Below are 24,355 nucleotides of genomic sequence, written 5' to 3'. Positions count from 1 at the left end.
GGCTCGCCCCGGGCTTTTTTGTTACAAGGCTCACCCTTCACTCGGCGTCATCCTCGGCCTTGTGCGAGGATCTACCGCGCCGGCAGCAGATCCTCGGCACAAGGCCGAGGATGACGGAGCGTGTTGATGGCTTTCCAGCCATATCGACGCTCCGATGGTCGAGATGCCAAATTTTAAATGCTGGCCTGAACACTGTGAAGGTTGGCGTAAACGCCGCCTTGCGCCATCAGATCGTCATGCGTGCCCTGTTCGACGACGCCGTCGCCCGTCAGGACCAGGATGCGGTCGGCATGGCGGACGGTCGACAGGCGATGGGCGATGACCAGGGTGGTTCGGCCGTTCGCCAGGCTCAGCAGCGCCTGCTGCACCGCCCGTTCGCTCTCGTTGTCGAGCGCGCTGGTCGCCTCGTCGAAGATCAGGATCTCAGGATCCTTGAGAAAGGCGCGGGCGATGGTAATGCGTTGGCGCTGGCCGCCCGAAAGTTTGACCCCGCGCTGGCCGATATCGGTATCATAGCCCTGGGGCAGGGCCATGATGAAGTCGTGCGCATTGGCGGCCCGGGCCGCCGCTTCCAGCTCGGCATCGCTGGCGTCGGGCCTGCCGTAGCGCAGATTTTCCGCCACGGTGCCGGCAAAAAGGTAGACATCCTGCTGCACCACCCCGACATGGCGCCGGAGCGAGGCCAGCGTCACATCGCGGATATCGGTACCGTCGATGCGGATGGCCCCCGCCTCGACATCATAGAAGCGCGGTATGAGAGCGCACAGTGTGCTCTTGCCGACGCCCGAAGGGCCGACCAGGGCAACGAACTCCCCGGGCGCGATGGTGAGCGACAGTCGCTCCAATACGCGCGGACCATCGGCCTCATAGCCGAAGTCGACGTCGGAGAAACTGATCTCGCCCCTTGGTGCCGGCATCGGCCCGGCGGCCGGCCGGTTGGTGATGTCAGGGGCGATCTCCAGGATTTCCATGGCCCTGATGAAACCGGTATAGCCCTCCTGCCAGAGCCGCACGAAATTGGCGAGCCGCTGGACGGGATCAACCAGTACGGCGACGCAGAGCAGGAAGGTCAGCATATCCGGGACGGTGAGCTGCGCCGTTAGGATGCGTAAGCCCCCGACGACGATCACCAATATGGTGACGAGCTGGGCGAAGGTTTCCGTGCCGACCGAAAACCAGGCTTCGCTGCGGTAGCCCTCCGCGCGGCTTTGCAGAAAGCGCTGGTTCTGTGCGTCGAAGCGCTGCCTTTCCAGCGCCTCGTTGGCGAAGGACTGGACGACACGGATACCTGCCAGAGCATCCTCGACCCGCTCGTTGACGGCGGCGATCTGCTGCTTGCTGGCTTCGAGCGCACGGTTCATGCGCCGGTTGAAATAGAGCGCATAAGCGATCGCGACCGGCGTGAGAAGCAGGATCATGGTCGCCAAGGGCGGGTCGATGAAGAACAGCACCAGCATGGCGCCGGCATATTTCAGCACGGCGATGGCAAGATCCTCGGGGCCGTGGTGGAAGAGTTCGCCGAGCCAGAGGGAGTCATTGGTGATGCGGCTCATCAACTGCCCGGTGCGCTGGCGATCATAGAAGCTGAAGGACAGTTTCTGGCAATGCTCGAAGAGCTCCTGCCGTACCGTCGCTTCGATACGGGCGCCCATAACGTGCCCGCGATAATCGACGAAGAAGATCGCGGCGATCTGGACTGCCAGAACGGCCAACATGACGCCGCCCATCACCAGGATCTGGGTGAAGGCCTGCGGCGCATCGGGCAGGGCCAGAAGGCGGCTGGTGACGATATTGGCGCAGAGCGGCAGGGCGACCGCCGTGCCGGCAACGAGGATAGCGCAAAGCAGATCCGCCAGCAGCAGAGGCAGATGCGGGCGGTAGTAGGAAAGAAATTTTCGCATGCGCGACCAGCGCCGGCCGCGATCAGCGGCGGGGTCGTCGAGGAAGACTGTGAGGAAGGCGTTATGGCGTCGCGCGTTTTTCCTCGCGCGGGAGAACGGAATATTCATGAGGCAGAATGTCCTTGTGGGCGATGTTTCCTTTCTGTTTGGACAGGATCGCTCTCATGACAGTCTCCCAAAGGTTGAATGAATTGAACCCGTAGTATCGCCGAGAAGCAGGATCAATTCAACTTAGTGATGCGAGGAGATCGGTCGGTGTTGTCGACAGGCAACAGCGGAAGGTCGCGCCGGCCATGCTCATGCGAAGCGAGTGTGCTTCAAGTTTTCTGATCTCTCGTTGAACGGAATGGATTTGACGCCCGCAGCGATCGGCGGCAACTTCCTGCAAAATGGAGGAGTGGTCATGACCGAACGGCATACAGGCGGCTGCCTTTGCGGCGCCGTGCGATATTCGATTGCGGGCAAGCCCGGACCCGTCGTCGGCTGCCATTGCTCGCAGTGCCGGCGGCAGACGGGATTTTATTATGCCGCGGCCAACGTACCGCGCACTGCTCTTTCGGTGCAGGGCGCCGAAGCGGTCCGCTGGTATCGATCGAGCAGTGAGGCGCAGCGCGGCTTCTGCGGGAATTGCGGCTCGGCATTGTTCTGGCAGGGCGACGAATCGCCGGAGGTTTCAGTCCTGGCCGGAAGCTTCGATGAGCCGACCGGCCTTTCCTTCAGTCACCACATTTACTGCACCGACAAAGGCGATTTCTATGAGATCACCGATGGCCTGCCGCAATATGACAGGTTTCCCATCTAGCTTCTGGCGGAAAGCGCGGCGCTGAGGCGGGCTACGTCCTCGCGCAACGCTGTCAACTCGGTCAGCACGTGCATATCGATCTTCTGATGCAGGGAAAGCACTTCGAGTTCGGCCTTGAGATTGACTTCGTAATCCTTTGCAGCCTCGAAGCGGTCGCGCTCGGCCTGGCGATTCTGCGACATCATGATGATCGGCGCCTGGATGGCGGCGAGCATCGACAGGATCAGGTTCAGGAAGACGAAGGGGTAGGGGTCGAAGGCGCGGGTCGCCAGGAGGATGGTGTTGATTATCGTCCAGACGGCGAGAAAGGCCAGGAAGGCGATGATGAAGGTCCAGGAGCCGCCGACGCGGGCGATGCCGTCGGCGACACGCGCGCCGAACGAGGTCTCGGCGGAGAAGGCGGCATTGACATCGGTCGAGATAATCTTGCGCTCGTGCGCTTTCGCAAGGACGCGCTTTTCGATGTCGCCGAGTTCATCGGCCGGCTTATCGAAATGATGGTGTACGAAGTTGGAAATATTATACATGGCCTGTTTCCGATGCCGTTTCGCTGCGCTCGCTTTCGGCGCCAGTATTCCGCTCCATCGGTAAATTGCAATGCGTGTCGGTGCCGCGTCATGCTGTGTCGACCCTTCATAAAAATTTCGTCACCGCCGGGGCCACTTTGACCGCGGACGTGTTGCGGTAACGGAAGGCCCAGGCTAAATAAATGACATGACACAGGAAAACGCTCTTTCTGATATCTTCCGCATCGCCATCGGTCAGCTCAACCCAGCGGTCGGCGATGTGACCGGCAATCTTGCCAAGGCACGCGAAGCGCGCGCCGATGCGGGGCGGGAAGGTGCGCACCTGCTCGTCCTGACCGAGCTTTTCATCTCCGGCTATCCGCCGGAAGATCTGGTGCTGAAGCCGGCCTTCATCCGCGCCTGCTGGAAGGCGGTCGAGAGCCTGGCCGCCGATACTGCCGATGGCGGGGCGGGCGTCATCATCGGTTTTCCCCGGCAGGACGAGAACGGGCGTTATAATTCCGTCGCCGTGCTCGACGGCGGCAAGGTCATCGCGGTGCGCGACAAGGTCGACCTGCCGAATTACGGCGAGTTCGATGAGAAGCGCGTCTTCCATCAGGGCGCCATGCCCGGGCCGGTCAATTTCCGCGGAGTGAGGCTCGGTATTCCGATCTGCGAGGATATCTGGGGCGACCTCGGCGTCTGCGAGACGCTGGCCGAAAGCGGCGCCGAAATCCTGCTGTCGCCGAATGGATCTCCCTACTACCGCGGCAAGGTCGACATCCGTCATCAGGTGGTGCTGAAGCAGGTGATCGAGACCGGTCTGCCGCTGATCTACGCCGCCCAGCTCGGCGGCCAGGACGAGCTCGTCTTCGACGGCGCGAGTTTCGCATTCAATGCCGACAGGTCGCTTGCCTTCCAGATGAGCGAGTTCGAGACGGCGCTTGCGGTGACGACCTGGAAGCGCGGCGAAAGCGGCTGGCACTGCGCCGAAGGGCCGATGGCGCGGATCCCCGAGGGCGAGGAGGCTGATTACCGCGCCTGCCTGCTCGGCTTTCGCGATTACGTCAACAAGAACGGCTTCAAGACGGTCGTGCTCGGCCTTTCCGGCGGCATCGACTCGGCGATCTGCGCGGCCATCGCCGTCGATGCGCTCGGCGAGGAGCGGGTGCGCACCGTCATGCTGCCCTACCGCTATACCTCGGAGGATTCGCTGAAGGACGCGGCCGATTGCGCCAAGGCGCTCGGCTGCCGCTACGACATCGTGCCGATCGATCAGCCGGTGACGGGCTTCAGCAGTGCGCTTTCCGATCTCTTCGAGGGCACGGAGAGCGGCATCACCGAGGAGAACCTGCAGAGCCGCGCACGCGGCGTCATCCTGATGGCGATCTCCAACAAGTTCGGCGCGATGGTGGTGACGACGGGCAACAAGTCGGAAATGTCGGTCGGTTACGCCACGCTCTATGGCGACATGAATGGCGGCTTCAACCCGATCAAGGACCTCTACAAGATGCAGGTCTATGCGCTGGCCCGCTGGCGCAACGAGAATGTGCCGCCGAGTGCGCTGGGGCCGTCAGGCGAGGTGATCCCGCAGAATATCATCGACAAGGCGCCGTCCGCCGAGCTGCGTCCCGACCAGAAGGACCAGGATTCGCTGCCGCCCTATCCTGTTCTCGACGATATTCTCGAATGCCTGGTGGAGAAGGAGATGGCGGTCGAGGAGATCGTCGCGCGCGGCCATGACGTCGCGACCGTTCACCGCGTCGAGCACTTGCTCTATCTCGCCGAATACAAGCGCCGGCAATCGGCGCCGGGCGTGAAGATCACCAAGAAGAATTTCGGGCGTGATCGGCGTTATCCCATCACCAACCGGTTCCGTGATCGCTGAAGCGGTCGAGATCGCTAGCACAATCGAGATCGCTGAGGCGATCGAGATGTCAGGAGGAGCATCGATGCGCAGCTCGGTCGAGATCTACAATGTAAGGACGGGCAGGGCGCGTGAGGTGTGGCAGACCGATCGGCTGGTGGAAGCGCCGAATTTTGCTCCCGACGGCTCCTATCTCCTGTTGAATGGCGACGGGCTGCTCTTCCGGCTGCCGCTCGATGGCGGCGAGGTTGTTCAGGTCGATACCGGCTTTGCCGTCAACTGCAACAATGATCACGGCATCTCGCCCGACGGCACCGAGATCGTCATCTCCGACAAGACCGAGTTCGGCAAGTCGTCGATCTATATCCTGCCGATCGAAGGCGGCACGCCGCGGCTCGTTACGGAAAACCAGCCCTCCTACTGGCACGGCTGGTCGCCGGATGGCCGCCAGCTCGCCTATTGCGGCATCCGCGACGATCTCTTCGACATCTACACGATCTCGGTCGACGGCGGTGTCGAGACACGGCTGACGCATGGCGAGGGCCGTAACGACGGGCCGGATTATTCCGCCGACGGGCAATGGATCTATTTCAATTCCAGCCGCACCGGCTTGATGCAGATCTGGCGCATTCACCCTGATGGCACCGGGCTCGAGCAGGTGACATCGGACAATCAGGGAAACTGGTTCGCCCATCCGTCGCCGACGAACGACAAGGTGCTGATCCTGTCCTACGACCCCAGCGTTTTCGACCATCCGCGCGATCTCGATGTGCGGCTGCGGCTGATGGACATGGACGGCGGCAATCTGAAGACGTTGTTCGAGCTTTTCGGCGGGCAGGGCACGATCAACGTGCCCTGCTGGTCACCAGATGGTGACGAATTTGCCTATGTGCGCTATTTCCCGGCGAGATCTTGAGAGCGGCGCACCGCCATTTTTTTATGGGGTGGTGGTGGCCTTAAGCCTGACGCAACCCTTCTGGAATAGGCATTGGCCGCGCCCTGGAGAGACGCGAAGATGCCTTCAACATTAGCCACACGGCTGCGCCTGCAGATAATTCTTGTCCTGATCCTTTGCTTCCCAGGCATGGCAGCTGCAACGGCTCCGTGCCGTGACAACACGTTGGCGAAAGCCAAGGTCGTGGTCGAGGCACGTGTGAAATCGCTCTCGCCAGCATGCCACAAGGCGCCAGATAATGATGGGGCGGTGGGGACAGTATGTTCTCTATAGGGCTTCGTCATCTGATATGGTAATGGGCCTAGATAGTTCCCGCCAATGAGGTTAAAGGAAGTTACTCGATCGTGCGCGCCGTGTTGTTCGGGACATTAGCCATCATAACCTGCTGTCCTATTTTATTCTTTGCCGTGTTTCCGGTGGAGTACCTGCGGTTGTTCGGAAAATACCAAGAGTCTCAAGCTTTAAATCAGATGGCGGTTCCCATCGCCAAATTCTATATTCAGCACGATATAAGATATGCTTGCGGTAACGAGACGTACTTCAGGAATTATAATGCCATGAGCTTTTTCGATGACCTGCCGCTTTCGCCGGAAGAGGAGCTTATGCTCCAGTTACAGGACAAGATTGCGCTCCTGTTTTTAAGTGACGTCGTTTATGACGAGAATGAATATCTCGACTCTATTCGAACCGTGACCGCTTATAATATGGTCGTCGCCTCCAAGTGCCTGCACAGGCGCACGTCGTGAAAAGCCCTCACCGGCGATCGAGCCAACATTGATGACGGGGTGGTGGGTGGCGAGATTGTACTTTAACAATCACCGTCTCAAGTTTTGACCGAACAGGAAGCTTAATTTCAATGACACCTGGCCTCCATGTGTGTTCAGTATATGGATGATGGTCGAAACGGGCTGGTTCACAAGTCCATGAGTGCCGGCGAAGACGCGGTCGAAGTGCTGGCTTCCTTATGGTCTGGTCAAACCGGAACCATGGGGCGGCTTCTGGACCGATGAGGGCCTGCATCTTTTGGACGAGGATTGACCTGTGAATGGGCGGCGGGATATCTGCCCGCCGCGCTTGATAGTGCCGCTCAGGCCGCGACGGCGGCCTTGCGACGATCGCGGACGGCGTGGGCCAGATTATCGAGCACGTCGACCGACATATCCCAGTCGATGCAGCCGTCGGTGATGGATTGGCCGTAGACCAGCGGCTTGCCGGGCAAGAGATCCTGGCGGCCGGCCACGAGGTTGCTTTCGATCATCATGCCCTTGATGTGGCGGTTACCGGCCGCGATCTGTCCGGCGACGTCCTTGACCACATGCGGCTGGTTCATCGGGTCCTTGTTGCTGTTGGCATGGCTGGCGTCGATAAGGATGCGCGGGAGAACACCGAGCTTGACGGCTTCGCTGACCACCGCCTGGACATCGGCCGCCTCATAATTCGGGCGCTTGCCGCCGCGCAGGATGATGTGGCAGTCCTCGTTGCCCTTTGTTGAGGCAATGGCCGCCTGCCCGTCCTTGGTGACGGCGGGGAAGTGATGCGGCTGCGAGGCGGCGAGGATGGCGTCGAGCGCGACGCGTGCGCCGCCATCAGGGCCGTTCTTGAAGCCGATCGGGCAGGAGAGGCCGGAGGCGAGCTGGCGATGGATCTGGCTTTCGGTCGTGCGCGCGCCGATCGCCCCCCAGGTGACGAGGTCGGCAATGTATTGCGGCGTGATCGTCTCGAGGAATTCGACGCCGGCGGGCAGGCCCATCGCATTGACGTCGAGCAGCAGGCGCCTGGCAATCCGCAACCCTTCCTCGATGCGGTAGCTGCCATCGAGATGCGGGTCGTTCATCAAACCCTTCCAGCCGACGGTGGTGCGGGGCTTTTCGAAATAGACGCGCATGACGATTTCGAGATCACCGGAGAAGCGCTGCCGCTGCTCCGCCAACCGCTCGGCATATTCGCGCGCCGCAGCAGGATCGTGGATGGAGCAGGGACCGATGACGACGATCAGGCGGTCGTCGTCTCCCGCGAGAATCTTATGGATTGCATGACGGTTGCTGGTCACCGTCTCGCTGACGGCAGCGGTTCGGGGGATTTCCGCGATGATATCTGCGGGCCTGGTCAGCGGGGTGATCTCGAGGATACGCAGATCATCAATGGTATCGGGCACGGTGTGGCTCCTGTTTGGTCATACCGTGCGGAAACAAAAAAGCCGCCAGGTAGACTAGCGGCTGTTCGGGTTGTCGTCGTCTCGAATTCAGTTACGCACGGACCCGCATCCGCTGGGAGCAGCGGTACCAATAAAATCGCGAGGCGTAGACAGAAGTGATCGACATGCGGCGTGTTTAGCGTGGCGGCCTCCTGTTGTCACGCAGAATCTACGGCCTGAAAGAGGGCTCGGGCGGCCGCAGTCTCCAATGCATTTGCGAGCGTGGTCGCGACCAGTCGCCGCCTGTGCACCGGCACGTCGAGCGGCCAAATCGCTGTTTGGCTCACGGCCTCGTCAGGCTCTGCTGCCGGAGCTTGCCCGCTAAGCGCTTTCCTGAAATAGATGCTTCGTCAGGTGCCCGCTTTCACGCGGGAGAATCGGGAATCCGGTGCAAGACCGGAACGTGCCCAACGCTGTAAGGCCGACGCTTGCCGCTTCATCATGCCACTGGCTTTTGCCGGGAAGGCGGCGGCAGACGGATGACGCCAAGTCAGAAGACCGGCCTGGCAAGATAGACCCAACCCGCGCGGACGGCGGGCGGTTGCGTTGTTGGGGATTTGACGATGCGACCCTTTGATGAGGATGCCCTGTCGGCGGCATCCGGTTTTTCTCTCGCCGAACGCGAGGCCGTGTATCACGCGATCATGACGCGACGCGACGTGCGCAGCCAGTTCCTGCCGGATCCGGTGCCGGATGATGTCGTGGCGCGGCTCTTGACGGCCGCCCATCACGCTCCCTCCGTCGGCTTCATGCAGCCGTGGAACTTCATCCTGGTGAAAAGCGAGGCCGTGCGGGCGCGGGTAAGGGATGCCTTCGCCAAGGCGAATGAGGAGGCGGCATTGATGTTTGAGGGCGAGCAGCGGCAGGCATACCGTTCCCTCAAGCTCGAAGGCATCGTCGAGGCGCCGCTCGGCATATGCGTGACCTGCGATCCCACGCGCAGCGGCAGCGTCGTTCTGGGCCGCACGCACAATCCGCGGATGGATTCCTATTCGACGGTCTGCGCCATCCAGAACCTCTGGCTCGCGGCGCGGGCCGAAGGAATCGGCATTGGCTGGGTCAGCATCTTTCGCGAAGGCGAGCTGAAAACCATTCTCGGCATACCTGATCATATCGAGGTGGTCGCCTGGCTCTGCGCCGGGTTCGTCGACCGGCTTTACGACGAGCCGGAACTCTCCGTCGAAGGCTGGCGGCAGCGGCTGCCGCTCGAGGAACTCGTCTTCCACGACGGCTGGGGACGGAGCGAGCCGTAGCGGTCACTGCTGCTGCGGCTGCGGGCCTGGTGTTGCCGGGTTGGCAAGATCGATCGAACCCTGGTCGCCCGCCAGAAACTGCGGTCCGACCTGCCGGACCCTGTTTTGCGCAGGGTCATAGGGACGCTCCGGGACTGACGGCTGGGGTGCCGTTGGCGCAGCCGCGGTATCTTTCGCCGGTGGATTGGTGCGGATCGTGGTGATCGATCCCTGCTGCGGCGGTTCGCTCAGGGCCTGCTTGCCGCGCATCTCTTCGTAATAGGCGGCGAGATTGCAGGCGCAGGCATTTTTCTCGCCCGGCGCGCGGTTCTTGTAGGCGAAGGCGTTCTGCATGGCACCGTAGGGCGTGCCGGTTACCACCGAAATCATGTTCGAGGCTTCGGTGCTCCTCACGTCTCGATAGAAAAGCTCGGTCTCGATGCCGGGACACATCTTGGCGCAGGTCTCAGCATCGCGGCCGAAATCGACCGAGGTGGTGTTCGAACTGATCGGGAAGAAGCCGCCGTCGCAGCTGCGCACGCAGATGGTGCTGACCGGCGAAAGCATCTCGGTCCTCGGCAGGCCGTAACGCGGGTCGAACTCTTCATCGTCGCCGAGCGGAATGAAGGTGTCGGCGCGCATCGCCTGTTCCTCGATGCTCGGGGCAGGGTCGTTGGCGCTGCGCTCGGACGGGGCGTAGAAATTCTCGCTGTTGCAGCCATTGCGCTCAAGAGCAGCCATCAGTTCGCGGCGCCCGCCGTTATCACCGCCGCCCTGACCGCGCAGTTCGGCGCGGCGATCCTGGAGATACCGGATATTGTCGATCATCCGGGCTTCAGCCTGCGAGAGCTCGTCGCAAAAATCGGCATTCTCCCCGCCGATCACCACCATGCTGCCCGAGGTGCAGCCGTAGCTGCGCAGGTCGTTGCGGACCTTGCGCAATTCGAGGTTCTGCTCGGCTATGGCACCGGCAAACTGGCGCGCTTCCGGACCATTGCCGTTGCCGATCGATCGCGGCAGGTCGGCCAGGCGGCCGCGCAGGTCATCGCAGATGGCACTCGTCTGCGCGGCGACGGGCGTCGCGAAGGCAAGGAGAAGCGCAAGAGACAGGTTTCGGCGTTTCACGGCGTCGTCCCGGAATGAGCAAACGGTCGATGGGTCGAATGCGACGTCACTTCGCCGCGCGTTTCCTCTTAGCGTGTTTCTCTTAATAAGCTCAGAGAAATTCTTAGCGTATTTTCGCGATCTTATCCAGCAGAGGCCCGGCGATTCGCCGGATGGACCGCGTCGCGCCAGAAGTCGCTCGCGGACAGATCCGGTCGCGGACTGTCAGGTCTGCTTCGAGCGCGCCATTTCGGCACGCATCCAGCTTGAGTCTCCCCGTGTCGAGAGCCAGATCATCAGATCGGTGAGTGCGGCGACGACGGGCAGGAGCAGTGTGTGGCTCATTCCGCGTGCTGTCTGGTTTTTCTCGGCCTCCCTGAGATGAGCCAATTCTTCCTCTTGAATGGAGGCTATAAGGCCATGCAGCTCGGGGTCACCGGCCTCCAGAAAAGCCAATTGATCCTCAAGGTGACGGTGACCGGTGCTTTCAACCGCCTCGGTACAGATCCAGACCATGTTACGTCCACCGAGGGCTGTCAGGAAACCGAGCAGGTAACCGCCGAGGCTCCAGAATGCCATGACGCGGCATGGCCTGGCCTTCCTGGACGGCATCGCGTCGCAAAACAGGCGACAATGCTTGATCTCGTCGTCTCGCATTTCGCGGAGTGCGGGAACGATGTCAGGAAACAGCCTACGGGCCATCCAGATCTGTGCGCCATAAATGCGAATTGCGCCGAATTCGCCAGCATGATTGACCTTGAGAATACGACGAACGGTTACGCTTCGATCGCATTTACCGGCATTGCTCAACGGATTGTCCATGATCCACGCTGCCCCATAGTTCCCCCTCGGCAATAGGCACCACTGCCGCTACTATCGTCAATGGTTGACACAATCGACGGGGTGCATTCCGCGTCAGGCGGCGCGCAGACCGTCGCAATTCGCGCTGGTCTGGGCGGCGGGCGCAGCAAAGGCGAGGGCGGGGCGAGAATGATAGGCATCTTCAACGAACTCCGCTCGCCTGCAACAACCGGCGGGATGCGCGAAGCTCAACACGGCCTTCACATCTTCGTGGACGGTTGCTACGAACCCGGTTCCCAGCACGGCGGCTGGGCATTTGTGGCCTATCGCGATGCGGTGGAAATCGCTTCCGGATGCGGTGGCGTCCAGGAGTCGGCCAATAATTCGATGGAATTGACTGCCGTCCTGAAGGCCGCAGTCTGGATCAATAGCGAAGCAGCCGGCGAAGCTGCGACCATCTGGTCCGATTCCGTCTATGCCGTCAAAGGCTGCAACAGCCGGCGACATATCTGGAAGAACAATGGCTGGAAGAAAAGCAGCCCGAATGGATATGCTCGAAGGCGAACGATCGACAATTCGGACCTGTGGAAGGCAGTCGATCTTCAACTATCCCAGAACCCCCTGGTGACCGTTACCTGGTGCAAAGGCCATTCTGGCATTGCCGGCAACGAACGCGCCGATGCGCTCGCGGATCAAGGGCGCCTGTCGATCCGGGCCGTCTGATACTTCTCGCCGGGTTGCGAGCAGCCGGCTTATGCCGGCTGCGATGCCTCGACGACGGCCAATGCCGCCATGTTGACTACGCCGCGGGAGGTGACGGAGGGAGCGAGGATATGGGCGGGCATGGCGGCACCGAGCAAGATCGGGCCGACATGCAGTCCATCCGTCATCGATTTGACCACGCCGAGGGTGATGTTGGCGGCGTCGAGGTTCGGGAAGACCAGCAGGTTCGCTTCGTCGTGCAGGGTCGTGTGCGGCATGACGCGCTTGCGCAGGGCTTCGGTGATGGCGCTTTCACCGTGCATTTCGCCATCGACCTCGAGATCGGGGGCGGCGTCGCGGACGAGCTGCAGGGCATTGCGCATCTTGGTGGCGCTTTCGGATTCACGCGAGCCGAAGTTGGAATGCGAGACGAGGGCAGCGCGCGGGGTGATGCCGAAACGGCGGATTTCCTCGGCCGCCAGCACCGTCGCCTCGGCGATCTCTTCGGCGCTCGGATTGAAGGTCACGTAGGTGTCGGTGAAGAAGGTGGCGCCGCGCTGCGAGATCATCAGGCTGAGCGCGGAAAAATCACGCACGTCCTTGCGCTTGCCGATGATCTGGCGCACATCACGCAGATGCTTTTCATAGCGGCCTTCGAGGCCGCAGATCAGCGCATCGGCTTCGCCGCGCCTCAGCGCGAGCGCGCCGATGACTGTCGTGTTGGTGCGCACGATGGTGCGGGCGGCTTCCGGAATGACGCCGCGGCGGCCGACAAGCGAGAAGTAGAGATCGACATATTCGCGGAAGCGCGGGTCGTCTTCCGGATTGATGACCTCGAAATCCTGTAGCGGGCGAATGCGCAGGCCGTAGCGCTTGAGCCGGGTTTCGATGACCTGCGGACGGCCGATGAGGATCGGTTTGGCCAGCCCTTCCTCAAGCAGCACCTGGGCGGCGCGCAGGACGCGCTCGTCTTCGCCTTCGGAGAAGATGACACGCTTGCGCTCGGCGGCCTTGGCCGCGGTGAAGATCGGCTTCATGACGAAGCCGGAGCGGAAGACGAAGCGGTTCAGCTGATCGAAATAGGCGTCGAAATCCTGGATCGGGCGGCGTGCGACGCCGCTCTGTTCGGCGGCTTTGGCGACGGCCGGCGCGATGCGCAGGATGAGGCGCGGATCGAAGGGCGAGGGGATCAGGTAATCCGGGCCGAAGACCGGGGTCTCGCCGGAATAGGCGCGGGCGGCGACATCGGACGGCTCTTCGCGGGCGAGTGCCGCGATGGCACGCACGGCCGCCATCTTCATTTCCTCGTTGATCGTCTCGGCGCCGCAATCGAGCGCGCCGCGGAAGATATAGGGGAAGCAGAGGACGTTGTTGACCTGATTGGCGAAATCCGAGCGGCCGGTGCAGATCATCGCATCCGGACGGGCTGCACGGGCGAGATCCGGCATGATCTCCGGCGTCGGATTGGCGAGCGCCATGATCAGCGGCTTGTCGGCCATCTGTGCCAGCAGTTCCGGCTTCAGCACGCCAGCGGCCGACAGCCCGAGAAACACATCGGCGCCGCCGATGTTTTCAGCCAGCGTGCGCGTGTCGCTCTTCTGGGCGTAGACGGCCTTCCACTCATCCATCAACTCGGTGCGGCCCTCATAGACGAGGCCTTCGAGGTCATGGACCCAGATGTTTTCGCGTTTTGCCCCGAGGGTCACCAGCAGGTTCAAGCAGGCAAGAGCGGCGGCACCCGCGCCGGATGCGACGATCTTGACGTTCTCGATCGCCTTGCCGGCCAGTTCGAGCCCGTTCAGGATCGCGGCGGCGACGATGATTGCCGTGCCGTGCTGGTCGTCGTGGAAGACCGGGATCTTCATCTTCTCGCGCAGGCGCCGCTCGACCTCGAAGCATTCCGGCGCCTTGATGTCTTCGAGATTGATGCCGCCGAAGGTCGGCTCCAGCGAGCTGACGGTCGAGACCATCTGGTCGACGCTCGCCGCGTCGATCTCGATGTCGAAAACGTCGATGCCGGCGAACTTCTTAAAGAGCACGGCTTTGCCCTCCATGACCGGCTTGGAAGCCAGCGGGCCGATATTGCCGAGGCCGAGCACGGCGGTGCCGTTGGAGATGACGGCGACGAGATTGGCGCGCGAAGTATATTCGGCCGCCATTTCAGGATTGTCGCGGATGGCAAGGCAAGGGGCGGCAACGCCCGGCGAATAGGCGAGCGCCAGATCGCGCTGGTTGCCGAGCGGCTTGGTCGCCTGGATCTCCAGCTTGCCGGGGCGGGGGTAGCGGTGGAAGAAGAGCGCCTGCTCGTCGAGATCGCCGCTCGTCAGGTTCTTGTCCGTCTTGGATTTATCCTGGTGATCCATTGCCGCCTCCGTGCACGTCTTTTTCTGGAGTTCCCTCCATACATCAATCGGATACGGGCGACAGTATGGAAATGGGGGATGGGAGAAGTTTTCGTCAGGGTGGGTGTCGGTGGCAGAGGCTGCGGCGGCCAGCTAATCCTTTTGGGGAAACTTGTTTGACAAAGGCAGCAAGCGCAAAATGCCGCCTGCGACGGTGCGGGGCGCCGGTCGCAGGGAGGAAATCATGGACAATTTGAACCTGACGACCCTGCAAAGCGGGCAGACGATGGTCAATGACGTGGCCATGGATGCGTTTGCCGCCGGATTTCGCGGCAATCTCCTGACCGGCAAGGATACGGATTACAATGAGGCGCGGGCGATCTGGAATGCGATGATCGACCGCCGGCCAGGCCTTATCGCGCGTTGCGCGGGTGCGGCCGACGTCGTACGCGCGGTGCGGTTTGCGCGCGACAACAGTCTGCTCCTGTCGGTGCGCGGCGGTGGGCACGGCATTGCCGGCAACGCCATGTGCGAAGGAGGTGTCGTCATCGATCTTTCGCCGATGAAGTCGGTGCGAGTCGATCCCGAAACGCGCCGCGCCAGGATTGAGCCGGGCGCAACGCTTGGCGACATCGATAAGGAAACGCTGGCCTTCGGCCTGGTGCTGCCGACCGGCATCAATTCGACGACCGGCATCGCGGGGCTGACGCTCGGCGGTGGTTTTGGCTGGCTCACCCGTAAATTCGGACTGACGACCGACAATCTGGTTTCGGTCGACGTAGTGACCGCCGATGGTGAGCTGGTGAGGGCGAGCGAGACGGAAAGACCGGATCTCTTCTGGGCGCTGCGGGGCGGCGGCGGCAATTTCGGCGTCGTCACCTCATTCGAATTCCAGCTCAACCCGCTCCATTCCGAAGTACTCGCCGGACTGGTCGTGCATCCTTTCGCCGATGCGGAAACGGTGCTGAGGGAGTATCGGCAGGCGCTGGACGCGGCACCCGATGAACTGACCTGCTGGGTGGTGATGCGCCAGGCGCCGCCGCTGCCGTTCCTTCCGGCCGAATGGCACGGCAAGGAGATCGTGGTGCTCGCCATGTGCTATTGCGGAGATATCGCAGCCGGCGAAAAGGCGACGGCCAGATTGCGGGCGATCGGAAAACCGATTGTCGATGTCGTCGGTCCGGTGCCGTTTACCGGCTGGCAGCAGGCATTCGATCCGCTGCTGACACCTTGCGCGCGCAATTACTGGAAGACCCAGGATTTCGCCTCCCTCTCGGATGCGGCGATCGACGTGCTGCTCAACGCTGTGCGCAAGCTGCCGGGGCCGGAATGCGAAATATTCCTCGGCCATGTCGGCGGTGCCGCCGGGCGTATTCCCACCGAAGCCACGGCATTTCCGCAGCGCAGTTCGCATTTCGTCATGAACGTGCACGCGCGCTGGCGGGAACCGGGGATGGATGCAAGCTGCATCGGCTGGGCTCGCGAGCTCTTCGAGGCAACCAAGCCGCATGCTGTGGGCACCGCCTATATCAACTTCATGCCGGAGGATGAGACGGATCGGGTCGAGATGGCTTATGGCGCCAATTATGCGCGTCTCGCTGAAATCAAGCTGCGCTATGATCCGAACAATCTGTTCCGCATGAACCAGAACGTCAAACCGATGGCGGCTGTCCGGGCTGCCTGATCGATACAGAGTCGGCGGCTGTCACAACTGAGCAGATCTACTCGCCGGGCTTTGGCGTGATCGTCACGTCGGCACCATGGGCATCGCGTAACTGGCCCTCCTGTCCCGGCTGCCGGTCGACGGCCTGGTGCAGCAGGATGGACTCGTAGCCTTGTGCGCGCGTGCCCTCGATCAGGGTGATATCGGCATTTCCGGGATTGTCGGAGCGCTCGAACCACTCGACAGGGCGGTGCAGGAAGTTCATTTCGACCGCCCGGTTGGTGACGCCGTGGCCGACGATGATGACGTTTTCATCGTCATTTTCGGCGTCTCGCATGACCGTCTGGAGGAACAGGCGAACCCGCTGGGCCACATCCGCACGGCTCTCGCCATCCGGCGGCCGTGCGTAGAATTTGCCGCTATTGCTGCGCAACCTCGCCCATTTTTCGAATTCCTCGGGAAACTTCTGTTTCCGTTCGGCGTGGTCGTAGATTTCGGTGAAGAGACCGAAATCCTGCTCACGCAGCAGATAATCCTCCCTGATATCGCCAACGACGCTTGCCGGCAGGGCTTCGAGCACGGCGTCCTTGCTCTGCCGCGTCCTCAGGAATGGCGAGTACCAGATGTGCAGCTTGCTGAGACCGGGACTCGGCGCCGCCTGCAGATAGGCGGCGATCACACCGCCGGCCTCCAGCGCCTGCCGGTAGCCCCATTGCGTCAGCGGCACGTTGTGATCGCCGAATTGGCGGTAGGCCCGTTCGTCGATGTTGCCGAGGGATTCGCCGTGGCGAACGAGAAAGAGACGCATCAGCCATCCCGCAGTGTCGGATCTGGAATCGCAGTCATCATGAACGCGCACAAGAGGCAGGGCAAGATTGTCGCTGCGCCGTGCGACGGGGCGTCCCGCCAGCACGGCTTTTGCGGGGCTTTTCCCCAGTCTGTCATCTTCCTGAAACACGAGTCTGGTTTTGGAAGGCTATATGAAAGATGGGGCATGAGCCGTAGCTCGTGATAGACATGATGGAACCCAGACATTTCCGCACGCTCTTCATTTCCGATGTCCATCTCGGCTCGAAGGCCGCGAAGGCCGACTTCCTGCTGGATTTCCTGCGCTACCACGAGGCGGATACGATCGTTCTCGTCGGCGACATCGTCGACGGCTGGCGGCTAAAGCGCAGCTGGTATTGGCCGCAGGTCTGCAACGACGTCGTCCAGAAGCTCTTGCGCAAGGCGCGCAAGGGCACGCGCGTCGTCTATATCCCCGGCAATCACGACGAGTTCCTGCGCGATTTTCCGGGCATGCATTTCGGCGGCATCGAGGTCGTCGAGCGGATGATGCATGACGGCGCCGACGGCAAGAAATACCTGATCCTGCATGGCGACGAATTCGACGTCGTCGTTCGCAATGCCCGCCTGCTCGCCTACCTCGGCGACTGGGCCTACGATACGGCGATCCGCATCAACATCCTGCTGGCGGCCGTGCGCCGCCGCCTCGGCATGCCCTACTGGTCTTTCTCGGCCTGGGCCAAGCTGCAGGTCAAGCATGCCGTCAATTTCATCGGCGAATTCGAGCGCGTCGTCGCCGAAGAGGCGCGCAAGAGCGGTGCCGACGGGGTGATCTGCGGTCATATCCACCACGCGGTAATTCAGGACATGGACGGCATCCGCTACATCAATACCGGCGACTGGGTGGAAAGCTGCACGGCGGTCGCCGAGCACGAGGACGGCACGTTCGAATTGATCACCTGGCGGACGCTCGCCAGCACCGTGCCGGCGCTGACGGCGGTCGAGCGCGAAGCGGCAGAGCTGGCGCCTCAGGCCGCCTGATTTTGCCTGTTTGATCCAGCGTTGGCGCGTCTGCGTCCGCGCAACAGAAATTTAGCCGTTCCCCCCAGGCGACAGGCCCAATTTATTTTCTAAAACGTTTCAGGAGGCTATTCTCGCAATAGTTGCCTTCCGGGTGGCGTGTTAGGACAACGTCCAGTTTCCTGCAGGTCCACCCATGATTCCCGCTCAACATTCCCCGACGGGTGAGGGAGCGCCGCCGCGCTTCCGGTTGCTCAGCGCGCTTTCCTATTGTGCGCCGCTGCTGGTCAACGGCATCGTTCTGCCGTTCTTTCCCGTCTGGCTCGCGACCCACAGCTTCAGCGATCATGAGATCGGCATCATCCTTGCCATACCGATGGTGGTCCGCGTGCTCGTGGCGCCCATCGTCGCCATGATCGCCGACCGCTTGAAGGAACGCGCCGACGTGCTGCTCTGGTCGGGCGGCCTGTCGCTGCTGACGGCGATCGCGCTCTACTGGACGACAAGTTTCTGGCCGGTGACGATCGTCTATACGCTGCAGGGTGCCTCCTTCGCGCCCTATCTGCCGGTCGTCGAATCGATCGTCATCTCCGGCGTGCGCCGCTGGGGGCTCGACTACGGGTCGATGCGTGTCTGGGGCTCGATCGCCTTCATCGTGTCGACGCTAGTCGGCGGTCAGTTGATCAGCCGGTGGGGCGGTGAGATGGTGCTGCCGGTGATGGTGTTCGGCTTTGCCATGACCGTCGTCATGGCGATCTTTTGTCCGCGCATCGGGCCGACGCGGCGGCGTGGCCAGCCGATCAACATTCCCGCCGCCACCGGCAGCGGCCTGCGCGAGCCGCATCTGCTGCTGCTTCTGATCGGCGTCGCCATCCAGCAGTCAAGCCATGCCGTGCTCAACGCTTTCTCGTCGATCTACTGGCATCAGCTGGGCTTTTCCGGCGCTGAGGTCGGTCTGCTCTGGAGCGCCGGTGTCGCTTCGGAGGTGACGGTATTCTTCCTGTCGAAGCGTCTCAACCGGCGCTTCAATGCCTGGACGCTGATCCGCTTCGGCTGCGCCGTCAGCGTCTGCCGCTGGATCCTGTTTCCCATGAACGCGGGCCTTGCCGGCTTCTTCCTGCTGCAATGCTTCCACGGCTTTACCTACGCCTTCGTGCATACCGGCGTGCAGCGGCGGATCGTAGCGACGGTGCAGGAGACGCAGGAATCCTCGGCCCAGGGCGCCTATTTCTTCTATGTCGGCATGGCGATGGCTCTGATGACCATCGCAGCAGGTTATCTCTACGCCGCAATCGGTGTCGTCAGCTTTTACGTCATGGCGCTGGTCGCGCTCTGTGGCCTCGGCCTCGTCATCTCGGCCTATTACCTTCAGCCCCAGAGGCTGCCTTCGGGCGGAAAAACCAGGGAAGCGGCGTAACGCAGGCCGGGCTCGCGGTCGCGGGCGAGCAGCAGCGGGCCGTCGAGATCGACGAAATCGGCATTCTGGGCGAGCAGCACCGCCGGCGCTATGGCAAGCGAGGTGCCGACCATGCAACCGATCATGATGGCGAAGCCGATCCGCTCGGCTTCCGTCTTCATCGCCAGGGCTTCGGTGAGGCCACCTGACTTGTCGAGCTTGATGTTGATCGCGTCATAGCGGTCGGCAAGGCTTGCGAGGTCGCCGGTATGGTGGACGCTCTCGTCGGCGCAGACGAGGAGCGGGCGGCGGATCTCGGCAAGCAAGGCGTCGCGGCCGGCCGGCAGCGGCTGCTCGACGAGCGCCACACCCGCCTCCGCGGCGATGTTGAGGTGACGCTCCAGCGCCGCTTCCGGCCAGCCTTCATTGGCATCGAGGATGATTGCGGCCTCGGGCGCGGCCGCGCGGACGGCGCGGATGCGGCTTTCATCGTCGCCGGTGCCGACCTTGACCTTCAGCAGGGCGCGGCCGGCATGTTCGCGCGCCTGGGCCGCCATCACCTCCGGTTCGCCGAGCGAGATGGTATAGGCTGTCGTCAGCGGTCTCGGATCGGCAATGCCCAGTCGAGACGCGACGCTTTGGCCCGTCTGTTTAGCTTCCAGATCCCAGAGGGCGCAATCGACGGCGTTGCGGGCAGCGCCGGGCGGCATCGCCGACAGCAGGTCGCGCCGCGAGATGCCTGCCTCGATCAGCGGACGTGCGGCTTCGATCTGGGCAAGAACGCTCTGCATCGTTTCGCCGTAGCGGCGATAGGGCACGCATTCGCCATGCCCCTCAGCCCCTTCGTCCGTCAGCGCGCAGGTGATGACCTCGGCCTGCGTCTTTGCGCCGCGCGCAATGGTGAAGGTTCCGGCAATCGGAAAGGAATTCATCTGGATATCAAGGATGCGCGGCATTATTGCTGTCCTGCGAGCATGGAAATTGCACGTTGCTTCTGTATATTGACGCGCCGGGCGACGAACCGCTTCGCGAGTCGGCACTGTCGCTGTAAGCCTTGAAAGACACAAGTATCTTGAACGCCGAGAATCGCAACGCTGCCTCGCTTGCCGTGGACGACCAGTCCGATGGTTCGGGACAGCATGTGCGTCTGAGCGGCAACTGGCGCAGCGCCTATGTGCATCTTGTGCTGCGCGATTTCGAAAAGCTCCTGCACCAGAAGTCCGGTAACCTGACGGTCGATCTGTCTGAGATCACCGATATCGATACGGCGGGCATCTGGCTGCTGTGCCGGCTGAAAAAGGAAGCGGAGGCGGCCGGGCGGACGGTCCGCTTCGAAGGCACCAATCCGCATATCGAGGAAATGCTGGCGATGTTTTCCGAGGAGCCGGCCAAACCGGAGCCGGAGCCGAAGGAGAAGGTCTCCCTGGCCGCGCGCATCCTCGCACCGATCGGCAAGATGACCTACGACGTCTGGGACAATCTCGCCGCCGCCATGTACATCCTCGGCTCGGCGGTGCGCGGCGCGCAGATGAAGTTCGGCCGCGGCAGCGGCGTTTCGCCGGCCTCGATCGTCAACCAGATCGACCATATGGGCGTTCGCGCCGTTCCGATCATCCTGCTGATGTCATTCCTGATCGGGGCGATCATCGCCCAGCAGGGCGCTTTCCAGCTGCGCTACTTCGGTGCGGAAGTCTTCGTCGTCGATCTCGTCGGCATCCTGCAATTGCGCGAAATCGGCGTGCTGCTGACCTCGATCATGATCGCCGGGCGTTCCGGCAGCGCGATCACCGCCGAAATCGGCTCGATGAAGATGCGCGAGGAGATCGACGCACTGAAGGTGATGGGCCTGAACCCGATCGGCGTGCTGATCTTCCCGCGGCTGGTGGCGCTGACCATCGCGCTGCCGCTGCTGACGGTCTTGGCGAATTTCGCCTCGCTTGCCGGCGCGGCGGCCGTCGCCTGGGGCTATTCCGGCATCACCTTCGCCAACTTCCTGGCGCGCCTGCACGAGGCAGTGACACTGTCGACCGTGCTGTCGGGCATGATCAAGGCGCCGTTCATGGCGCTCGTCATCGGTATTGTCGCCGCCGTCGAAGGATTGAAAGTCGGCGGCAGCGCCGAATCGCTCGGCCAGCACGTGACGGCCTCGGTGGTGAAGGCGATTTTCGTCGTCATCCTGATGGACGGGCTTTTTGCGATGTTCTATGCAGCGATCAACTTCTAGCATGGCGGACCGCGTGAACGAGCAAGCGATCGAAAGCGAAGGACAGGGCAGGGATGTCGTGCTTTCGGCGCGCGACGTCACCGTCGCTTTTGGCTCGAAGGTGGTGCTCGACAATCTCAACCTCAATATCTATCGCGGCGAGATCCTCGGATTCGTCGGCGCGTCGGGTACCGGCAAATCGGTGCTGATGCGCACGGTGCTGAGGCTGCTGCCGCGCCGCTCCGGCACGATCAAGATCCTCGGCCAAGACTTCGACGAACTCGACGAACCGCAGCGCAACGCGCTCGACATGCGGCTCGGCGTGCTGTTCCAGCAGGGGGCGCTGTTCTCGTCGCTGACGGTCAAGGAAAACATCCAGGTGCCGATGCGCGAATATCTCGATCTGCCGCGCTCGCTGATGGATGAACTGGCGCATCTGAAGATCCGCATGGTGGGGCTCGCGGCCGATGCCGCCGACAAATATCCGTCCGAGCTATCCGGCGGCATGATCAAGCGCGCCGCCCTTGCACGCGCCCTGGCGCTCGATCCTGAACTCGTCTTCCTGGACGAGCCGACCTCAGGTCTCGATCCGATCGGGGCGGCCGAATTCGACGAACTGATCGCCAATCTGCGCGATAGTCTGGGACTGACCGTGTATATGGTGACGCACGATCTCGACAGCCTGTTTTCGGTCTGCGACCGTATTGCTGTGCTCGGAAAGAAGCGGGTAATGGTGGAAGGCACGATCGACGACATGCTGGCCTATGACGATCCGTGGGTGCAGGCCTATTTTAGAGGCAAGCGGGCGCGGTCGATCGTGCCGCAGGACGAAGGCGCACGCCACGGCAGCAGCGGGAAGTGACCGGATAAGATGGAAACCAAAGCCAATTACACAATTGTCGGTTTTTTCACGGTGCTGGTGATCGCGGCGGCCTTCGGCTTCGTTTACTGGATGGCCGAATATGGCCGCGGCGGCCCGATGACCGAACTGATCGTGCGAATTCCCGGTTCGGCGAACGGCCTCAGCGTCGGCTCGCCGGTGCGCTTCAACGGCATCCAGATCGGCTCGGTGCAGACATTGTCGATCGATGCCGACGATCCGCAATATTCGCTGGCTTTCACCCAGGTGCGCACCGATGCGCCGATCTATCCCTCGACCAAGGCCGCCCTTGAAATCCAGGGCCTCACCGGGGCTGCCTATATCGAACTGTCGGGCGGCCGCAAGGGTGAGGAGAGCATCCTCAAACATGCGATCGAGAATAACAAACGCGCCGTCATCGTCGCCGATCAGTCGAGCGTCACCAATCTTCTCGCCACTGCCGACAAGATCCTCGACCGTGCCAACGACGCCGTCGGCGAACTTCAGGGTTTCATCGAGGATTCGCGCGCGCCGCTGACCCAGACCTTCAAGAATGCTGAGACCTTCTCGGATGCGCTTGCCAAGAATTCCGACAATATCGACGCCTTCCTGCAAAGCGTCGGCGAGCTCTCCGATACGGTGAAGGCGGTTTCGGGCCGGGTCGATTCGACGCTTCAAGCTGTGGAATCGCTGGTCAAGGCGGTGGACGCCCAGAAGATCGACCGCATCGTCTCGAATGCCGAAAGGATCACCGCCAACGTCGCCGATGCCTCGGGCGATCTCAGGGGCGCGATCCAGAAGTTCGATGAGACGGCCACCACGTTCAACGATTTCGGCAAGCAGGCGCAGGACACACTCGACCGCGTCGATATACTCGTCGCCCAGATCGATCCGGCCAAGCTCAAAGGGTCGGTCGACGATATCTCGCAGGCGACCAAGGATGCCCGCGCTGCCGTCGCCTCGATCCGCGATGTCGCCAACACGGTTTCGGGACGCCAGAAGGATATCGACCAGACGATCCAGGACGTATCGCAGCTGGCCAACAAGCTGAACTCAGCCTCGACCCGCATCGACGGCATTCTCATCAAGGTCGATGCGCTGCTCGGGACCGACAATACGCAATCGATGTTCGCACAAGCGCGCGAAACGCTGGAATCCTTCAAGAAGGTCGCCGACAATCTGAATTCGCGAATCGGGCCGATCGCCGACAATTTGCAGAAATTTTCGAGCGGCGGCTTGCGCGACGTGCAGACTCTCGTCAACGACATGCGCGGAACAGTGAACAATCTGAACGAGACGATCACCAACTTCGACCGCAACCCGCAACGCCTGATCTTCGGTGGGGACACGGTCAAGCAGTATGACGGCCGGACGCGGCGCTAACAGGGGAAGTCAGGGGTAGCCTAATATGGTCGCATCGCATCTGTTGTCGCGCCGTTCATGGATCAGGGGAACGGTGATCGCGCTGCCATTGACGGCGCTGGTCCTTTCCGGGTGCGGCACCGCGGCCAAGAACGACACCTATGATCTGTCGGGCGCCGTCGACGGCGACGGACCCGCGGCCAAATCCCGCCAGATCCTGATTGCCGGCCCGACGGCGCTGAGGTCGCTCGACAGCGAGCAGATCGTCATCCGCGTCTCGCCTTCGGAGATCCAATATCTTTCGCGGGCGCAGTGGGGCGACAAGCTGCCGCGCATCGTGCAGTCGAAACTGGTCGAGGCCTTCGAGAATTCGGGCAAGCTCGGCGGCGTTGGCTTGCCGGGGCAGGGGCTGGCGATCGACTATCAGATCGTCACCGACATCCGCTCCTTCGAGATCGATGCGTCGAGCGGCAACCAGGCGGTGGTCGAAATCTCCGTCAAGCTCCTCAACGACCGCAACGGTTCGGTGCGCGCCCAGAAGGTGTTCCGCGCCACGGCGCCGGCCGGCGGGGACAATGTTGGCTTCGTCAAGGCTCTCGACCGTGCCTTCGCCACGGTTGTTTCCGAGATCGTCAGCTGGACGCTGCGCTCGATTTGATC

General features: G+C 62.0%; 21 protein-coding genes and 1 riboswitch. Of the genes, 13 read left to right on the top strand and 8 right to left on the bottom strand.

What is annotated here, in order from left to right:
• Positions 1–173 precede the first annotated feature (173 nt).
• Positions 174–2,009 carry an ABC transporter ATP-binding protein gene (locus tag K6M89_RS14535; protein WP_222139906.1) on the bottom strand — a complete coding sequence of 612 codons (1,836 nt, stop codon included), beginning with the start codon at positions 2,007–2,009 and terminating at the stop codon, positions 174–176.
• Between the two features lie 295 nt (positions 2,010–2,304).
• Between K6M89_RS14535 and K6M89_RS14530 the strand changes: the two genes are divergently transcribed.
• The gene (locus K6M89_RS14530) at positions 2,305–2,703 is read left to right on the top strand and encodes a GFA family protein (RefSeq protein WP_222139905.1); all 399 of its coding nucleotides are present in this window, start codon (positions 2,305–2,307) and stop codon (positions 2,701–2,703) included.
• On the opposite strand, the gene K6M89_RS14525 is transcribed toward K6M89_RS14530, so the two are convergent.
• Entirely contained in the window at positions 2,700–3,230 is a 531-nt protein-coding gene (locus K6M89_RS14525) for a DUF1003 domain-containing protein (RefSeq protein ID WP_222139904.1), read from the bottom strand. The two genes, K6M89_RS14530 and K6M89_RS14525, sit on opposite strands and share 4 nt — an antisense overlap.
• Positions 3,231–3,417: 187 nt before the next feature.
• Between K6M89_RS14525 and K6M89_RS14520 the strand changes: the two genes are divergently transcribed.
• The 3 genes from K6M89_RS14520 (at position 3,418) to K6M89_RS14510 (ending at position 6,777) form a co-directional block, all read left to right on the top strand.
• The gene (locus K6M89_RS14520; RefSeq protein ID WP_222139903.1) at positions 3,418–5,097 is read left to right on the top strand and encodes an NAD+ synthase; all 1,680 of its coding nucleotides are present in this window, start codon (positions 3,418–3,420) and stop codon (positions 5,095–5,097) included.
• Positions 5,098–5,161: 64 nt separating this feature from the next.
• On the top strand, positions 5,162–5,992 hold the full coding sequence (locus K6M89_RS14515; RefSeq protein WP_222139902.1) for a TolB family protein: 831 nt from the start codon (positions 5,162–5,164) through the stop codon (positions 5,990–5,992).
• A gap of 383 nt (positions 5,993–6,375) precedes the next feature.
• Positions 6,376–6,777, top strand: a complete 402-nt coding sequence (locus K6M89_RS14510; RefSeq protein WP_222139901.1) for a hypothetical protein — start codon at positions 6,376–6,378, stop codon at positions 6,775–6,777.
• 341 nt (positions 6,778–7,118) lie between these two features.
• Here K6M89_RS14510 and K6M89_RS14505 read toward each other — a convergent pair whose 3' ends face one another.
• The gene (locus K6M89_RS14505; protein WP_222139900.1) at positions 7,119–8,186 is read right to left on the bottom strand and encodes a 3-deoxy-7-phosphoheptulonate synthase; all 1,068 of its coding nucleotides are present in this window, start codon (positions 8,184–8,186) and stop codon (positions 7,119–7,121) included.
• 374 nt (positions 8,187–8,560) lie between these two features.
• Positions 8,561–8,746: riboswitch (cobalamin riboswitch) on the top strand.
• Between the two features lie 42 nt (positions 8,747–8,788).
• On the opposite strand from K6M89_RS14505, the gene bluB reads away from it, so the two are divergent.
• Positions 8,789–9,478, top strand: a complete 690-nt coding sequence (bluB, locus tag K6M89_RS14500; RefSeq protein ID WP_222139899.1) for a 5,6-dimethylbenzimidazole synthase — start codon at positions 8,789–8,791, stop codon at positions 9,476–9,478.
• A gap of 3 nt (positions 9,479–9,481) precedes the next feature.
• Here bluB and K6M89_RS14495 read toward each other — a convergent pair whose 3' ends face one another.
• Entirely contained in the window at positions 9,482–10,582 is a 1,101-nt protein-coding gene (locus tag K6M89_RS14495) for a DUF2865 domain-containing protein (RefSeq protein ID WP_222139898.1), read from the bottom strand.
• A gap of 204 nt (positions 10,583–10,786) precedes the next feature.
• Complete coding sequence (locus K6M89_RS14490; protein ID WP_222139897.1) at positions 10,787–11,383, bottom strand: demethoxyubiquinone hydroxylase family protein; 597 nt, start codon at positions 11,381–11,383, stop codon at positions 10,787–10,789.
• A 168-nt stretch (positions 11,384–11,551) separates the two neighbouring features.
• On the opposite strand from K6M89_RS14490, the gene K6M89_RS14485 reads away from it, so the two are divergent.
• Entirely contained in the window at positions 11,552–12,085 is a 534-nt protein-coding gene (locus tag K6M89_RS14485; protein WP_222140063.1) for a ribonuclease H family protein, read from the top strand.
• Positions 12,086–12,114: 29 nt separating this feature from the next.
• Here K6M89_RS14485 and K6M89_RS14480 read toward each other — a convergent pair whose 3' ends face one another.
• Complete coding sequence (locus K6M89_RS14480; RefSeq protein WP_222139896.1) at positions 12,115–14,427, bottom strand: NADP-dependent malic enzyme; 2,313 nt, start codon at positions 14,425–14,427, stop codon at positions 12,115–12,117.
• Positions 14,428–14,650: 223 nt separating this feature from the next.
• Here K6M89_RS14480 and K6M89_RS14475 point away from each other — a divergent pair, with 223 nt between their 5' ends.
• A complete protein-coding gene (locus K6M89_RS14475; RefSeq protein WP_222139895.1) occupies positions 14,651–16,090 on the top strand; it encodes an FAD-binding oxidoreductase in 1,440 nt (479 codons plus the stop codon).
• A 37-nt stretch (positions 16,091–16,127) separates the two neighbouring features.
• Here K6M89_RS14475 and K6M89_RS14470 read toward each other — a convergent pair whose 3' ends face one another.
• Positions 16,128–16,877: a histidine phosphatase family protein gene (locus K6M89_RS14470; protein WP_222139894.1), complete on the bottom strand. Its 750-nt coding sequence runs from the start codon at positions 16,875–16,877 to the stop codon at positions 16,128–16,130.
• A 209-nt stretch (positions 16,878–17,086) separates the two neighbouring features.
• Between K6M89_RS14470 and K6M89_RS14465 the strand changes: the two genes are divergently transcribed.
• Positions 17,087–17,896, top strand: coding sequence for a UDP-2,3-diacylglucosamine diphosphatase (locus K6M89_RS14465; protein ID WP_222139893.1), 810 nt, complete (start codon positions 17,087–17,089; stop codon positions 17,894–17,896).
• Positions 17,897–18,071: 175 nt separating this feature from the next.
• Positions 18,072–19,292, top strand: a complete 1,221-nt coding sequence (locus K6M89_RS14460) for an MFS transporter (protein ID WP_222139892.1) — start codon at positions 18,072–18,074, stop codon at positions 19,290–19,292.
• Here K6M89_RS14460 and dgcA read toward each other — a convergent pair.
• Positions 19,244–20,227: an N-acetyl-D-Glu racemase DgcA gene (gene dgcA, locus K6M89_RS14455; protein WP_222139891.1), complete on the bottom strand. Its 984-nt coding sequence runs from the start codon at positions 20,225–20,227 to the stop codon at positions 19,244–19,246. The genes K6M89_RS14460 and dgcA overlap by 49 nt on opposite strands.
• A gap of 98 nt (positions 20,228–20,325) precedes the next feature.
• Here dgcA and K6M89_RS14450 point away from each other — a divergent pair, with 98 nt between their 5' ends.
• Genes K6M89_RS14450 through K6M89_RS14435 form a run of 4 tightly spaced genes read left to right on the top strand, consistent with a single transcriptional unit; the run spans position 20,326 to position 24,353 of the window.
• A complete protein-coding gene (locus tag K6M89_RS14450) occupies positions 20,326–21,495 on the top strand; it encodes an ABC transporter permease (protein ID WP_222139890.1) in 1,170 nt (389 codons plus the stop codon).
• Position 21,496: 1 nt separating this feature from the next.
• Complete coding sequence (locus K6M89_RS14445; protein ID WP_097605180.1) at positions 21,497–22,336, top strand: ABC transporter ATP-binding protein; 840 nt, start codon at positions 21,497–21,499, stop codon at positions 22,334–22,336.
• 9 nt (positions 22,337–22,345) lie between these two features.
• Positions 22,346–23,716 carry an MlaD family protein gene (locus K6M89_RS14440; RefSeq protein WP_097605179.1) on the top strand — a complete coding sequence of 457 codons (1,371 nt, stop codon included), beginning with the start codon at positions 22,346–22,348 and terminating at the stop codon, positions 23,714–23,716.
• Between the two features lie 25 nt (positions 23,717–23,741).
• Entirely contained in the window at positions 23,742–24,353 is a 612-nt protein-coding gene (locus K6M89_RS14435; RefSeq protein ID WP_097579854.1) for an ABC-type transport auxiliary lipoprotein family protein, read from the top strand.
• The last annotated feature ends 2 nt before the right edge of the window (positions 24,354–24,355 follow it).

Source organism: Rhizobium croatiense (assembly GCF_019793465.1).
In the GTDB taxonomy this organism is placed as follows: Bacteria; Pseudomonadota; Alphaproteobacteria; order Rhizobiales; family Rhizobiaceae; genus Rhizobium; species Rhizobium croatiense.
Note: the sequence above shows the minus strand (reverse complement) of the source record. Positions and strands in the feature narration are given on the sequence as shown.

What these genes read in the sequence shown, in the direction of transcription:
- K6M89_RS14535 (WP_222139906.1), bottom strand. Translation starts at nt 2,009, where the DNA reads ATGAATATTCCGTTCTCCCGCGCGAGGAAAAACGCGCGACGCCATAAC.
- K6M89_RS14530 (WP_222139905.1), top strand. Translation starts at nt 2,305, where the DNA reads ATGACCGAACGGCATACAGGCGGCTGCCTTTGCGGCGCCGTGCGATAT.
- K6M89_RS14525 (WP_222139904.1), bottom strand. Translation starts at nt 3,230, where the DNA reads ATGTATAATATTTCCAACTTCGTACACCATCATTTCGATAAGCCGGCC.
- K6M89_RS14520 (WP_222139903.1), top strand. Translation starts at nt 3,418, where the DNA reads ATGACACAGGAAAACGCTCTTTCTGATATCTTCCGCATCGCCATCGGT.
- K6M89_RS14515 (WP_222139902.1), top strand. Translation starts at nt 5,162, where the DNA reads ATGCGCAGCTCGGTCGAGATCTACAATGTAAGGACGGGCAGGGCGCGT.
- bluB (WP_222139899.1), top strand. Translation starts at nt 8,789, where the DNA reads ATGCGACCCTTTGATGAGGATGCCCTGTCGGCGGCATCCGGTTTTTCT.
- K6M89_RS14490 (WP_222139897.1), bottom strand. Translation starts at nt 11,383, where the DNA reads ATGGACAATCCGTTGAGCAATGCCGGTAAATGCGATCGAAGCGTAACC.
- K6M89_RS14485 (WP_222140063.1), top strand. Translation starts at nt 11,552, where the DNA reads ATGATAGGCATCTTCAACGAACTCCGCTCGCCTGCAACAACCGGCGGG.
- K6M89_RS14480 (WP_222139896.1), bottom strand. Translation starts at nt 14,427, where the DNA reads ATGGATCACCAGGATAAATCCAAGACGGACAAGAACCTGACGAGCGGC.
- K6M89_RS14475 (WP_222139895.1), top strand. Translation starts at nt 14,651, where the DNA reads ATGGACAATTTGAACCTGACGACCCTGCAAAGCGGGCAGACGATGGTC.
- K6M89_RS14470 (WP_222139894.1), bottom strand. Translation starts at nt 16,877, where the DNA reads ATGCGTCTCTTTCTCGTTCGCCACGGCGAATCCCTCGGCAACATCGAC.
- K6M89_RS14465 (WP_222139893.1), top strand. Translation starts at nt 17,087, where the DNA reads ATGATGGAACCCAGACATTTCCGCACGCTCTTCATTTCCGATGTCCAT.
- K6M89_RS14460 (WP_222139892.1), top strand. Translation starts at nt 18,072, where the DNA reads ATGATTCCCGCTCAACATTCCCCGACGGGTGAGGGAGCGCCGCCGCGC.
- dgcA (WP_222139891.1), bottom strand. Translation starts at nt 20,227, where the DNA reads ATGCCGCGCATCCTTGATATCCAGATGAATTCCTTTCCGATTGCCGGA.
- K6M89_RS14445 (WP_097605180.1), top strand. Translation starts at nt 21,497, where the DNA reads ATGGCGGACCGCGTGAACGAGCAAGCGATCGAAAGCGAAGGACAGGGC.
- K6M89_RS14440 (WP_097605179.1), top strand. Translation starts at nt 22,346, where the DNA reads ATGGAAACCAAAGCCAATTACACAATTGTCGGTTTTTTCACGGTGCTG.
- K6M89_RS14435 (WP_097579854.1), top strand. Translation starts at nt 23,742, where the DNA reads ATGGTCGCATCGCATCTGTTGTCGCGCCGTTCATGGATCAGGGGAACG.